The sequence below is a fragment of the Synechococcus sp. M16.1 genome, assembly GCF_014279895.1.
Lineage (GTDB): Bacteria > Cyanobacteriota > Cyanobacteriia > PCC-6307 > Cyanobiaceae > Parasynechococcus.
Genome location: NZ_CP047954.1, coordinates 584,369 through 596,045, shown reverse-complemented (window position 1 = coordinate 596,045; position 11,677 = coordinate 584,369). Strand labels below are relative to the sequence as shown.

The following is an 11,677-nucleotide window of genomic DNA, read 5'->3' as shown; positions in this document are numbered from 1 at the left end:
TGCAGGCCCCATGATCCGTCCACGCTGGCAAGCCCTCAAGCCCCAACACGGCCTGTTCAGCTGGCGCCGGTGGGACCAAGCCATTGCTGTCATCGCCGCAGTCAATCTCACCTGGGTCGCCATCGACCTCACCTACATCCCCCTGCGCAACTTCTGGCTGCAGCGCAATCTTTATCCGGTGCCATCGCTTCCCCTGGTGGTTCCCCTGCCCTGGCTGCCGGACATCACCCCGTGGCTGGATCCCCTCAAGGGCATCGAACCCCATCGCGACACCGAGGCTTACCTCAAGGCCTACACCGCCCTGGATCGGGCCCTGCAGCAGAACGGCCCGCGCACGGCGGAAAGCACCGATCTGCTGCAGCAGCAGGTGGTGCTCACCACAGCGCTGATGGACAGCAACCCGTTCATCAGTTCAGGCCAAGCCGGCGCGCTTGAAAAATTCAAGAACCGACTGCGCGCCCGCACCGGCCTGGAATCAGCCCGTGACTCCGCCAACCTTCTCCTGAGCCCCGAGCATCTGGAACGCTCCCCCTGGAGCCAGGAGCGTCAGTTCTGGAGCCAGCAAATCCTGCCGCTGGTGGAGAGCAACTACTGGCGAAGCATCGATGAAAACGGACGCCCCAGCGATTTGAGCTGGCGCATCGACACGCCATTTCAACTGCTGTTTCTGCTCGACATTCTTCTGCGTGCCTGGCGCCTGAAACAGCGCTATCCAGCGATCCGCTGGCGCGATGCCCTGTTACGCCGCTGGATCGACCTGCCCCTGCTGCTGCCGTTTGCGCGCTGGCTCCGGGTGGTTCCGGTCACAGAACGGCTTTGCGGAGCGGGCCTCCTGCAACTCGAACCGCTGCGGGCCGTGATCAGCCGCGGCGTGGTGGCCCTGTTGGCTGTGGAGCTGTTTGAAGTGATCGCCGTCAGGGTGGTCGATGCTCTGCAGCAACTGATCCGATCACCACAGCTGCCGGAAAGGGTTCGCGGACTCTGCAGCTACCAGAGCAGTGATCTGAACGATGAGCGGGAGGTGATCGAGCTGCTGCGGTTGTGGCTTCCCCTTCTGCTCACCCGCATTGGCCCGGCCATGCGACCGCAACTGCAAGCCGTGATCAGCCATCTGGTGCAGCAGAGCTTGGACCGGAACGTGGTGCCGGATGCCCTGCGGCGACTGCCTGGACTGCAAAACGCCGAATCGGAATTCAGCCGCCAGCTGGCAGAAAGCATGGTGACCTCCGTGCTCGACCTGTCCAAGGGAGCCGGAAACCGCATCGGTCAGCGGGACCCTGTTCTGGAATCGCTTGGATCCGAGGCCTTGGATCGTCTCTGGGAGGAGCTAGCCCACACCCTGGAACAGGGGCCTGTCTTGAGCCGCAGCCAGGATCTGCTGGTCGCCCTCCTGGAAGAGATCAAACGCTCAAGCTTCCGTCAGATCCGCGACCAAGGCGATGTGGACGCCCTGATCAGCGAATTGGATGGCTTGAACTTCAACCCTGGAAGACCGACTCCCAAAGATCAGGCTTGAAGCCGGTGAGGTATGTGGAGGAATTCACCTCCACGAACGGTCGTTTGATCAACTTTCCATCAGCAGCCAAAGCCTCGAGAGCCTCTTCATCCGACAGAGCCTTCACTGCTGCCGCACCCATGGCGCGATAGCTCTGGCCGCTGGTGTTGAACAGCAGTTTCCTGTCACCGAGGGATTGGTGAGCGGCCACCAACATCTCCTTCGACGGTGGAGTCAAGGTGATGTCGTGCACCTCATGGGCAATGCCTCGCTCAGTGAGCCAGGCCAATGCCTTTCGACAGGTGCTGCAGCGGTTGTAGCTGTAAACCTGAAGGGTTCCGGCCAAGGCTCAGCGGCCGAACAGGGATTTGATCGCACCAACGAGGCTGTTGGAGCCGCGGCCCACACCTTCAGCGGGGCGGGTGCGAACGGTGACATCACCAAACACCGTGGTGCGGCAGCTCAGGCGGAAGTTGGCAGGACGATCGGCCAGATAGACCTCTTCAACATCGCTGCGGGGGGACAGGTTCGCTTGCCCTTCAACCACCTCCATCACGCAGGTGCCGCACTGACCAACGCCACTGCAGTTGTTGAGGTTGTTGAGGCTCTTGTAGGGATTAACGCCTGCATCAAGTGCAGCCTTACGCAGATTTGCGCCCTCGATGCAGCCAACCTGCTGGCCTTCCTGCTCGAATCGGATGGTGGGCACGGGTTCCGCAAATCTCAGTGCGAACCAACTTACAAGCATCCGGCCTGATCAAGGGGCTCTTGCCTGAGATCAATCGGCTGCATTGATGCAGGAATCAAGCAATGGCTGAACCGCATCGAGGTCGCGCCATCCATCAATCGATACGACGCTGCCCTGCAACGTGCGGTAGGTCCTGAAGAATTCCGCGACATCCTCCAGCTGGGAGGCAGCGATCTGACGAATGCTGCGGATCTCGTCCTGACGGGGGTCTGCGTCCGGGACACAGAGAATTTTCCCATCATAAACATCCTTGTCGTGGAGGTCCAACACGCCGATGGGGCGAGCCTTGATCAGGCAACCAGCGAACGTGGGTTCAGCCATGATCACCATGGCGTCGAGGGGAGATCCATCCTCCGCCAGCGTGTTGGGGATGAAGCCGTAATCAAAGGGGTAACGCACCGAGGAGTGCATAACCCGATCCAGAACCATCACGCCGGCTTCGGCGGAGTACTCGTATTTGTTTCTGCTTCCTGCCGGAATCTCAACGATGAGATTCACCAAGCCTGGCGAAGGTGACGGGGGGAGCTGATGGAGATCCATGCCGATCAGAAGCGGTGGGGATCAGTCGCGGAGAAGGGAAGGTTCGATCTGTGATCACAGCCACAAGGGGAGCACTGAAACTGACAACAGCAATCAGCAGTCCTTTGATGGCCGTCAACGAGGCGCGACGACTGAACGGCTCATCCGCCTCCGAAGACGCGATGGCGTCGTCGTGAGACGGGTGGGGAACATCTGAGGCCATAAAACGGGGGGCTTGAGAAAGCTCCCTCTTTCGATCACAACGTTGTTGAACCCATTCTGTCACTGCAAAAAGCAGGACGCACCGATCATTAAGCAGCGGGCCGGTCCTGCTGGTCGAGTCGTGCGCTCAGATCAGAAGGGGATGCCCCACTCGCCTCGAGATGGGTACGGATCAGCCGAAGCTCCTCAAGGATCGATCCCAGGATTTGCTGCGTCGCCGTTGATGGAGAGTTCAGCACCTCAACAGTGACTTCTTTGATGCGGAGAACATCTTTGGCGAAGCGCGCCACCTCATTGGGGTGGAACATCAGCGGATCTTTTTGATCGCTGCGGTACTCCGGGTTCAGCTTGCGGGGGTTGAACGGAGGGTTGAGGTTGCGTGGGTCTGTGTTGGTGTAGCGATACACCGAAGCGCGGGAGCGGTTCAGGGATTTCTGAACGTCGTCGATCCCCACCAGGGCCTCGGCTTGAGCTGACGCATTGGCCGGATCCATGGAAAGTTCGGTCGCTTGTTGAACGCTTGTCGCCACAGATTCAACGGACCGAGGAAACATGAGACGGGCCTAGGACAGGCTGGATTGAGTTGGACGGTAGCAGTCGAGACTCAGGGCGCCCAGGGGAATTCCAGCAAAACAGACACTTCCGCGATCGGCATGCCTCCGAAGCGGTGATAACTTCCAAATCCCATTTTGTTGCGATTGATGCGCGTCTCCCGCCTGCTGCTGGTGACGCTTCGGGATGTTCCCGCCGAAGCGGAGATCACCTCGCATCAGTTGCTTCTCAGGGCCGGGTATATCCGTCGTGTGGGATCAGGGATCTACGCCTACCTCCCCTTGATGTGGAGGGTGCTGCAAAAGATCACTGCCGTGGTGCGCGAGGAGATGAACCGCGCCGGCGCCCAGGAAACCCTGCTGCCGCAGCTGCACCCTGCTGAGCTCTGGCAGAAGAGCGGGCGTTGGCAGGGCTACACCGCTGGCGAGGGGATCATGTTCCACCTCGAAGACCGCCAGGGCAGAGAACTGGGGCTTGGTCCGACCCATGAAGAGGTGATCACCAGCCTGGCAGGTGAGCTGCTGAGGTCATACCGGCAGCTCCCGGTGAACCTCTATCAAATCCAGACCAAATTTCGCGACGAGATCCGTCCCCGCTTTGGCCTGATGCGAGGCCGAGAATTCATCATGAAGGACGCGTATTCCTTCCATGCCAGCGAAGCAGATCTTCGCGAGACCTATGGCGTGATGGATCAGGCCTATCGCCGCATCTTTGAACGTTGTGGCCTGAATGCCGTCCCCGTCGATGCCGATAGCGGAGCGATCGGCGGTGCCGCCTCCCAGGAATTCATGGTGACGGCGGATGCCGGGGAAGACCTGATCCTGATCAGCGATGACGGCCAATACGCCGCCAACCAAGAGAAGGCTGTTTCGATCCCATCCACCGCATCTCCTCTTCCCGACGGCCCGGAGGAATCGATTCCAACCCCTGGCTTGGGCAGCATCGAAAGCCTCTGCGACGCGAAAGGCTGGGATCCGAGCCAGGTGGTGAAGGTGCTGCTGTTGGTGGCGACCCTGGACGATGAGACCCTCCAACCGCTGTTGGTGAGCCTCCGTGGTGACCAGGAGCTCAATCCCACCAAGGTCGTGAACGCGGTCAGCCGAACTATCAACAAGGGTGTTCTCGATTGCCGCCCGATCACACCAGAGGACAACAACCGTCAGCAGATTGATCCTCTCCCCTTTGGATCGATCGGGCCCGACCTCTCCGATGACGTTCTGAAGGGAGCCAAGACCTGGGAGCCAACATTCCTGCGTCTGGCGGATGAAACCGCGAGCGAACTCGGCAGCTTCATCTGTGGTGCCAACACGCCCGATCTGCACCGTTTCAACACCAGCTGGACCGCCATCGGGCAGAAGCCAACCAGCCTGGATCTGCGTAATGCACGGGCCGGTGACGTCTGCCAACACAACCCGGAATCACGCCTGACGGAAAAAAGAGGCATCGAAGTCGGCCACATTTTTCAGTTGGGCCGGAAATATTCCGAGGCCATGGAGAGCCGTTTCACCAACGAGAACGGCAAGACCGAACCGTTCTGGATGGGTTGCTACGGCATCGGCGTTTCGCGATTGGCGCAGGCTGCCGTCGAGCAGCATCACGATGACAGCGGCATCTGCTGGCCGACGGCCATCGCCCCCTTCGAGGCGATCGTGGTTGTTGCCAACATCCAGGACGAGACCCAGGCCCAGCTGGGGGAAGCGCTGTACTCGGAGCTTCAGAACGCTGGGGTGGATGTGCTGATCGACGACCGCAAAGAACGCGCCGGCGTCAAGTTCAAAGACGCGGATCTGATCGGCATCCCTTGGCGGATCGTGGTGGGACGGGACGCCAGCGAAGGCACCGTTGAACTGGTTTGCCGCAGCAGCCGCGAGGTGCAAAAGCTTCCCCACGCTGAGGCTGTGACCTGCCTGATCAAGGCAGTCCACCCCTAAAGTCGAATGACACTGAAGGGTTTCATGCTCTCCGCACTGACACGCCTGCTTCGCCCCCTCAGCCGGGCCGCCGTAGCCCTTGGCCTCGGGTTGTGCCTCCTCCTGACGGCCTGCAGTGGGGACGCTGAAGCTCGTCTGAGCGGCGACTACGTGGAAGACACCGTGGCTGTCTCCCGCACTCTGCTGACGGTGATCGACCTGCCTCAGGACGATCCCACCCACGCCGAAGCTGAGGCCGACGCCCGGGCCCTGATCAACGACTACATGTCCCGTTATCGGCCCCAGCCCCGTGTGAACGGACTCAGCTCCTTCACCACGATGCAGACCGCGCTGAATTCGCTGGCTGGTCATTACGCCTCCTACGCCAATCGCCCCCTGCCGGAAGCGCTGCATGACCGCATCGCCAAGGAACTCAACAAGGCTGAGAAATCAGTGGTCCGGGGCAGCTGAGCCCCCGAAACCAGCTCGGTTTTGACGAGGCCACCCGAGATCTGAGATACTCGCGGATTGTGCAGATCTGCGGCTTCGGGCCGCCGTGTTCTTGGCCAACGTTGTCGTCATCGGAGCGCAGTGGGGTGACGAGGGAAAAGGAAAGATCACCGATCTCCTGAGCCGCTCCGCCGATGTGGTGGTTCGCTATCAGGGTGGTGTGAATGCAGGCCACACGATCGTTGTTGACGATCGTGTGCTCAAGCTGCATCTGATTCCCTCTGGAATCCTCTATCCCGACACGATCTGTCTGATCGGATCCGGCACGGTGGTGGATCCCAAGGTGATGCTCGGTGAGCTGGACATGCTCATCGCCAACGACATTGATATTTCAGGGCTTCGCCTGGCATCCACAGCCCACGTGACGATGCCCTACCACCGCCTGCTCGACCAGGCCATGGAGAAGCAGCGGGGAGCACGACGGATCGGAACCACAGGCCGTGGAATCGGCCCCACCTACGCCGATAAGTCGCAGCGCAGTGGCATCCGTGTGATCGACCTGCTGGACGAACAGCGGCTGAGGGATCGCCTTGAAGGCCCACTGCAGGAGAAGAATGAACTTCTTCAGACCATTTACGGCGTTGAACCCCTGAACGCCGAAGACGTCATCCAGGAATATCTGGGATACGGCAAGCGCCTGGCCCCCCACGTGGTGGAGTGCACCCAGACGATTCATCAGGCAGCGCGAGATCGCAAAAACATCCTGTTCGAAGGTGCTCAGGGCACGCTGCTGGACCTGGACCACGGCACCTACCCCTACGTCACGTCCTCCAACCCCGTTTCCGGCGGGGCCTGCATCGGTGCAGGCGTGGGCCCAACCCTGATTGATCGCGTCATCGGCGTTGCCAAGGCCTACACCACCCGCGTGGGTGAAGGCCCCTTCCCCACTGAGCTGAGCGGAAGCCTGAATGACCAGCTCACGGAACGGGGTGGCGAATTCGGTACCACCACGGGCCGCCAGAGGCGCTGTGGCTGGTTTGATGGCGTGATCGGTCGCTACGCCGTGCAGGTCAACGGCTTGGACTGTCTGGCTGTGACCAAGCTGGATGTGCTGGACGAACTGGACGAAATTCAGGTCTGCGTGGCCTATGAACTCAACGGCGAGCGAATCGAGCACTTCCCCAGCAGTGCCGATGACTTCGCCCAGTGCAAACCCATCTTCGAAACACTGCCTGGCTGGCAGTGCTCCACCGAGGAATGCCGCAGCCTTGAGGATCTCCCCAAGCCAGCCATGGATTACCTGCGCTTCCTCGCTGATCTGATGGAAGTGCCGATCGCCATTGTCTCCCTGGGGGCCAGCCGTGATCAGACCATCGTTGTCGAAGATCCGATCCATGGCCCCAAGCGAGCCCTGTTGAGCGCCTGAGCCGCTGACGTTCATACTTCGGGGCTGCTTTCCACGCCCCGATGTCATCAGAGACCCGTTTCCCCAGCGATTGCAGTCTCGATGTCGTTGGCATCGGCAACGCCATCGTTGATGTTCTGGTGCAGACGGACGACGGTTTCATCGCTGAACACGGCCTCCAGAAAGGGGGCATGGCGCTGATCGATGAACAACAGGCCCAAGCTCTCTACAAGGCCAGTGCAACGGGCCTCGAGACCTCAGGTGGATCGGTCGCCAACACGATGGTGGGCATCGCGCAGCTCGGCGGACGCGCCGGTTTCATCGGCCGCGTCAGGGACGACCAGCTCGGCAGCATTTTCAGCCATGACATCCGGGCCGTTGGGGCACGCTTTGAGACCCCAGCAGCCACCAGTGGAGCCACAACAGCGCGCTGCCTGATTTACGTCACGCCTGATGCCGAGCGCACCATGTGCACCTTCCTGGGGGCGTCCACCCAACTGGAGCCCGAGGATCTCGACCTCTCCATGGTCAAACAGGCCAAGGTGCTTTACCTGGAGGGCTACCTCTGGGACAGTCCAGCCGCCAAACGGGCCTTCATCGCCGCCGCCGAAGCCTGCCGTGAAGCAGGCGGCAAGGTGGCTCTTTCTCTCTCAGACGGCTTCTGTGTGGATCGGCACAGAGCGAGTTTTCTCGAGCTGGTGAATGGCCACGTCGACGTGCTGTTCGCCAATGACGTTGAAATTCAGTCGCTCTACGAGACCGACGATTTCGACCAGGCCCTCGAGCGGGTGCGCGGCTGCTGCTCAGTGATTGCGATCACCCGTGGCGCCCAGGGGTCCGTTGTGCTGAGTGGAGACCAGCGCTGGGATATAGGCATCTTCGGCCTGGGAGACCTGGTGGACACCACGGGAGCAGGAGACCTCTATGCCGGGGGATTTCTGCATGGCTTCACCCAGGGCGAGTCACTGGAGCGCTGTGGTGAGCTCGGAGCCCTCTGCGCCGGCCAGATTGTGACCCAACTGGGGGCTCGCTCCCAGGTCTCCCTCAAGCAGCTGGCGGAGACGCATCTGAACTGAGCTCAGCAATGGCCCAGGCCCCATAGGCCGGTGATGCCGTCACCGGCCAGCACAACCACTCGGGGGTGTCGTAGCTGTGCAACTCGGAGACGGCCGAGCGCAGAGCGGCCACATGCTGAGCTGAGGTCTTCATCAGCAGCTGGACCTCATGGGACGCCTGCAACGCTCCCTCCCAGCGATAGAACGACTGAACGGGGTGGATGGACACACAGGCCACGAGATGGCGCTCCAGCAAGGCCTCTGCCAGCTGTTGGGCGCGCTCAGCATTCGCTTCCGTGGTGAGGGCCAGCACGAGCCCACTCGCTTCAATCACGCTCAAGCCGATCCATCAGGCTGCTGACATCCTCGACGCATTCCATTCCGTCGGGGGGGCAGGGACGCCGCAACAGCAGCAAGCTCAGCCCCAGATCTGTGGTGAGTTGATGCCAGAGCTGTTCCGTCACACCACCGGACTGACGGCAGAGCACCACCCGAATGTCCCAGCGACGGCAAAGAGACCGCTCGATCGCCCCCGGCACCTCCCCTTGCAGAGGGCGCACCACGGCCAGGTGATCCGGGGGCAAACCTGCCCGCAAGGCTGCGCGCACTCCATCGGGGGATGGAAGCGCACGGCCATAGGGGATGGCTCCAGCGCGGCGCACAGCAGCAGTCAAGGCCGGAAGATGACGGCCTCCAATGGCCAGCAGCAGGCGTTGGCCCTGGAGCGGTTGGGCCGCCAATGCATCGACATCAACCAGGAGAGAGGCCGCCCCCAGCGGTTCAAGGCGACGCTCATAACGCAGCAGCGGTTGGCCGAGATCCGCACAGGCCGTGACCAGGTCATGGCTGATTCGAGCTGCAAAGGGATGCGTGGCATCCACCACCCAACGGAAAGGACCGGCCTGATGCAGAGCTGCCTTGATTCCGCCAACGCCCTGCAGGGCACCAATTGAGATGCGCTCCACAGGCAATCCCGCGTAGGCCTTGGCTGCAGTTGCCGTCACCACGCTCACGCTCACACGCCAATGGCGGCGGGAGAGCTCCTTCACCAAGCGCGGCCCATCACCGGTTCCAGCCAGCAGCAGGACACGACGCTGGTCATTCGCGGGGCCTTGCATCAGGATGTGCGCCGACACCAGCTCAAGCCATGAACCATTGCGTGCTCGAAGTGGAGGTGATCGACGCACCGACGGTTCGATACACCCAGGACAACCAGACTCCCATTGCGGAGATGGCCGTGCGCTTTGACCCCCTTCGGGAGGGTGATCCGCCAGGTGAATTGAAAGTGGTGGGCTGGGGCAACCTGGCCCAGGAGCTGCAGAACCGTGTGCAGACCGGGCAGCGGCTGCTGATCGAAGGCCGGCTGCGGATGAACACCATGCCCCGGGGCGATGGCATGAAGGAAAAACGGGCTGAATTCACCTTGGCTCGGCTTCATCCGATCGGCGCGGCAGCCACGGGTGCAGCTCCTTCGGGCAACCCCTCAGCCCCGGCCCCCAGCCGCCAGGCCCCCGCTGCTGCACCGACCAAGGTGGCAAAAGAGCCCGAACCGGCCAGCTGGAATGCGGCGCCCCTGGTGCCCGACACCGACGACATCCCCTTCTGAATCAGAGGACAATCGCGGGGCGTCGCCGCTTAACAGCCCGCTTCGTCCTGCAGCTCTGAAGCTCGGGTGATCAGTTGCCCGAGCTCCCGTTCAAGGGCAGCAAGATCCAGCCGCAGCTCGGGCCAGCGGCCCCCATCGATCTGCTGCAGCAACCAGCTGCGATCACGGTCGAGCTGCTGGAGCAGATCATCGATGCCGGTCGACGATGGATCTGGCATCTGGCTCGAGGCAATGGATCTCCATCCTGATGGCCTAGAGGTCAAAATGACGATCAAGCCAAGGCCTTCATGAAGGATTTCTTCTCCCCCGGCAGCCTCGTCACCATCGCCGGAGGCGTGCTGACCGTGGTCGGTGCCACCGCTTACGCCACCGGAAGCGCCAACCTCAGCCTGCCCACGATTTTCTACGGAATCCCGATCTTGTTGGGGGGGCTGGCCCTGAAATCGTCGGAGCTCCCACCCGCCATCCGGGTGACACCGGTCAAGACGTTTCAAAAGGAACGCGAAGCTGCAGCCCCAGAACTGGGCAAATTGCTCGGCGATGTGACGCGCTGGCGCTACGGCCAGAAGGCCCACCTGGAGTCGTCGCTGGAAGCGCTCAAACTCTGGGATGAAGACACCCCCCCGCAGTTGGAGGAGATCGAAGAGCTGCATTCCGACAGCGGCTATGGCTTGCGGATGCGTTTCCTGCTGGGAGCCGTTCCCCTCGAACGCTGGAAAGAGCGACAGGAGCGGCTGGGGCGTTTCTTCGCTAAAGGGATGCGAGCGGAACTCAAGGAACTGGATGAACAACGGCTGGACGTTGTTCTGCTTCCGGCAGGTGAGGCCTAAGCCATGGCCCAATCCACCCAGAACAACGATGACGCCCTCAGGGTGTCGGTGCTCAGCGAAGCCCTCCCCTACATCCAGCGCTTCGCCGGTCGGCGCATCGTGATCAAGTACGGCGGGGCCGCCATGGCCCATGCCGAGCTGCGGGCTGCCGTCTTCCGCGACCTGGCTCTGCTGGCCTGCGTCGGCGTCCAACCCGTGGTGGTTCACGGCGGCGGGCCCGAAATCAACCAGTGGCTTCAGCGTCTGGAAATTCCCGCAGAATTCCGCGACGGACTGCGCGTCACCGACGCCGACACCATGGACGTGGTGGAGATGGTGCTGGTGGGCCGCGTCAACAAGCAGATCGTGAATGGCCTCAATCAGCTCGGCACCCGTGCTGTTGGTCTGAGCGGAAGTGACGGAAGTCTTGTGGAGGCACGCCCCTGGGGGAATGGCAGCCATGGGCTGGTGGGGGATGTTGCCCGCGTCAATCCCGATGTGCTCGAACCGCTGCTGGAGAAGGGTTATGTACCCGTCATTTCCAGCGTTGCCGCAACCCCCGATGACGGGCGAGCCCACAACATCAATGCCGACACGGTGGCGGGAGAGCTGGCGGCGGCCCTGGAAGCCGAAAAACTGATCCTGCTGACCGACACCCCCGGCATCCTTGAAGATCGCGATGACCCCGACTCGCTGATCCGCAAACTGCGTCTCTCAGAGGCGCGACAGCTGATCGAGGACGGCGTGGTCGCAGGTGGCATGACGCCCAAAACGGAATGTTGCATCCGCGCCCTGGCTCAGGGCGTGTCAGCCGCCCACATCATTGATGGCCGGGTTCCCCATGCCCTCCTGCTCGAAGTCTTCACCGACGCCGGCATCGGCACCATGGTGGTGGGACGCGGCTAG

General features: G+C 61.7%; 16 protein-coding genes. 8 read left to right on the top strand and 8 right to left on the bottom strand.

What is annotated here, in order from left to right; genetic code table 11:
* The first annotated feature begins 10 nt into the window (after positions 1 to 10).
* Entirely contained in the window at positions 11 to 1,516 is a 1,506-nt protein-coding gene (locus SynM161_RS03310; protein WP_186541965.1) for a hypothetical protein, read from the top strand.
* Here the strand turns inward: SynM161_RS03310 and SynM161_RS03305 are convergent.
* From SynM161_RS03305 to SynM161_RS03285, 5 genes are all read right to left on the bottom strand, one after another.
* Complete coding sequence (locus SynM161_RS03305; RefSeq protein WP_186541964.1) at positions 1,479 to 1,841, bottom strand: arsenate reductase family protein; 363 nt, start codon at positions 1,839 to 1,841, stop codon at positions 1,479 to 1,481. The two genes, SynM161_RS03310 and SynM161_RS03305, sit on opposite strands and share 38 nt — an antisense overlap.
* A gap of 3 nt (positions 1,842 to 1,844) precedes the next feature.
* Entirely contained in the window at positions 1,845 to 2,204 is a 360-nt protein-coding gene (locus SynM161_RS03300) for a 2Fe-2S iron-sulfur cluster-binding protein (protein WP_114987966.1), read from the bottom strand.
* A 69-nt stretch (positions 2,205 to 2,273) separates the two neighbouring features.
* Entirely contained in the window at positions 2,274 to 2,783 is a 510-nt protein-coding gene (locus tag SynM161_RS03295; protein WP_115132120.1) for an inorganic diphosphatase, read from the bottom strand.
* Complete coding sequence (locus SynM161_RS03290; RefSeq protein ID WP_170950943.1) at positions 2,725 to 2,985, bottom strand: hypothetical protein; 261 nt, start codon at positions 2,983 to 2,985, stop codon at positions 2,725 to 2,727. The genes SynM161_RS03295 and SynM161_RS03290 overlap by 59 nt, the downstream gene beginning before the upstream one ends.
* An 88-nt stretch (positions 2,986 to 3,073) precedes the next feature.
* A complete protein-coding gene (locus SynM161_RS03285; protein WP_255441899.1) occupies positions 3,074 to 3,478 on the bottom strand; it encodes a resolvase in 405 nt (134 codons plus the stop codon).
* Between the two features lie 207 nt (positions 3,479 to 3,685).
* On the opposite strand from SynM161_RS03285, the gene SynM161_RS03280 reads away from it, so the two are divergent.
* The 4 genes from SynM161_RS03280 to SynM161_RS03265 all read left to right on the top strand — a co-directional run bounded on the left by SynM161_RS03280 (position 3,686) and on the right by SynM161_RS03265 (position 8,377).
* Positions 3,686 to 5,467 (top strand): proline--tRNA ligase, encoded by a 1,782-nt coding sequence (locus SynM161_RS03280; protein WP_186541962.1) that lies wholly within the window; start codon positions 3,686 to 3,688, stop codon positions 5,465 to 5,467.
* A gap of 24 nt (positions 5,468 to 5,491) precedes the next feature.
* Positions 5,492 to 5,917, top strand: coding sequence for a photosystem II protein Psb27 (gene psb27 / locus SynM161_RS03275; protein ID WP_011363694.1), 426 nt, complete (start codon positions 5,492 to 5,494; stop codon positions 5,915 to 5,917).
* Between the two features lie 85 nt (positions 5,918 to 6,002).
* A complete protein-coding gene (locus SynM161_RS03270; protein ID WP_170950485.1) occupies positions 6,003 to 7,322 on the top strand; it encodes an adenylosuccinate synthase in 1,320 nt (439 codons plus the stop codon).
* Between the two features lie 41 nt (positions 7,323 to 7,363).
* Entirely contained in the window at positions 7,364 to 8,377 is a 1,014-nt protein-coding gene (locus SynM161_RS03265) for an adenosine kinase (protein WP_186541961.1), read from the top strand.
* Here SynM161_RS03265 and cutA read toward each other — a convergent pair.
* Together cutA and SynM161_RS03255 are read right to left on the bottom strand one after the other, a co-directional pair.
* Positions 8,346 to 8,690 (bottom strand): divalent-cation tolerance protein CutA, encoded by a 345-nt coding sequence (gene cutA / locus SynM161_RS03260; RefSeq protein ID WP_115009490.1) that lies wholly within the window; start codon positions 8,688 to 8,690, stop codon positions 8,346 to 8,348. The genes SynM161_RS03265 and cutA overlap by 32 nt on opposite strands.
* Positions 8,683 to 9,474 carry a precorrin-6A/cobalt-precorrin-6A reductase gene (locus SynM161_RS03255; protein ID WP_186542452.1) on the bottom strand — a complete coding sequence of 264 codons (792 nt, stop codon included), beginning with the start codon at positions 9,472 to 9,474 and terminating at the stop codon, positions 8,683 to 8,685. Before SynM161_RS03255 ends, cutA begins: the two co-directional genes overlap by 8 nt.
* A gap of 29 nt (positions 9,475 to 9,503) precedes the next feature.
* Between SynM161_RS03255 and SynM161_RS03250 the strand changes: the two genes are divergently transcribed.
* A complete protein-coding gene (locus SynM161_RS03250) occupies positions 9,504 to 9,962 on the top strand; it encodes a single-stranded DNA-binding protein (RefSeq protein WP_025362150.1) in 459 nt (152 codons plus the stop codon).
* Between the two features lie 29 nt (positions 9,963 to 9,991).
* Here the strand turns inward: SynM161_RS03250 and SynM161_RS03245 are convergent, their stop codons facing one another.
* Positions 9,992 to 10,180: a hypothetical protein gene (locus SynM161_RS03245; RefSeq protein WP_186541960.1), complete on the bottom strand. Its 189-nt coding sequence runs from the start codon at positions 10,178 to 10,180 to the stop codon at positions 9,992 to 9,994.
* A 69-nt stretch (positions 10,181 to 10,249) separates the two neighbouring features.
* Between SynM161_RS03245 and SynM161_RS03240 the strand changes: the two genes are divergently transcribed.
* Entirely contained in the window at positions 10,250 to 10,792 is a 543-nt protein-coding gene (locus tag SynM161_RS03240) for a DUF2854 domain-containing protein (protein ID WP_115080768.1), read from the top strand.
* Positions 10,793 to 10,795: 3 nt separating this feature from the next.
* Complete coding sequence (gene argB / locus SynM161_RS03235) at positions 10,796 to 11,677, top strand: acetylglutamate kinase (RefSeq protein WP_114987976.1); 882 nt, start codon at positions 10,796 to 10,798, stop codon at positions 11,675 to 11,677.

Bases quoted from the DNA above. Each gene is read 5' to 3' on its own strand.
- SynM161_RS03290 (WP_170950943.1), bottom strand. From the start codon at position 2,985: ATGGCCTCAGATGTTCCCCACCCGTCTCACGACGACGCCATCGCGTCT.
- argB (WP_114987976.1), top strand. From the start codon at position 10,796: ATGGCCCAATCCACCCAGAACAACGATGACGCCCTCAGGGTGTCGGTG.
- SynM161_RS03250 (WP_025362150.1), top strand. From the start codon at position 9,504: ATGAACCATTGCGTGCTCGAAGTGGAGGTGATCGACGCACCGACGGTT.
- psb27 (WP_011363694.1), top strand. From the start codon at position 5,492: ATGCTCTCCGCACTGACACGCCTGCTTCGCCCCCTCAGCCGGGCCGCC.
- SynM161_RS03310 (WP_186541965.1), top strand. From the start codon at position 11: ATGATCCGTCCACGCTGGCAAGCCCTCAAGCCCCAACACGGCCTGTTC.
- SynM161_RS03245 (WP_186541960.1), bottom strand. From the start codon at position 10,180: ATGCCAGATCCATCGTCGACCGGCATCGATGATCTGCTCCAGCAGCTC.
- SynM161_RS03255 (WP_186542452.1), bottom strand. From the start codon at position 9,474: ATGCAAGGCCCCGCGAATGACCAGCGTCGTGTCCTGCTGCTGGCTGGA.
- SynM161_RS03265 (WP_186541961.1), top strand. From the start codon at position 7,364: ATGTCATCAGAGACCCGTTTCCCCAGCGATTGCAGTCTCGATGTCGTT.
- SynM161_RS03280 (WP_186541962.1), top strand. From the start codon at position 3,686: ATGCGCGTCTCCCGCCTGCTGCTGGTGACGCTTCGGGATGTTCCCGCC.
- SynM161_RS03240 (WP_115080768.1), top strand. From the start codon at position 10,250: ATGAAGGATTTCTTCTCCCCCGGCAGCCTCGTCACCATCGCCGGAGGC.
- SynM161_RS03295 (WP_115132120.1), bottom strand. From the start codon at position 2,783: ATGGATCTCCATCAGCTCCCCCCGTCACCTTCGCCAGGCTTGGTGAAT.
- SynM161_RS03285 (WP_255441899.1), bottom strand. From the start codon at position 3,478: ATGGATCCGGCCAATGCGTCAGCTCAAGCCGAGGCCCTGGTGGGGATC.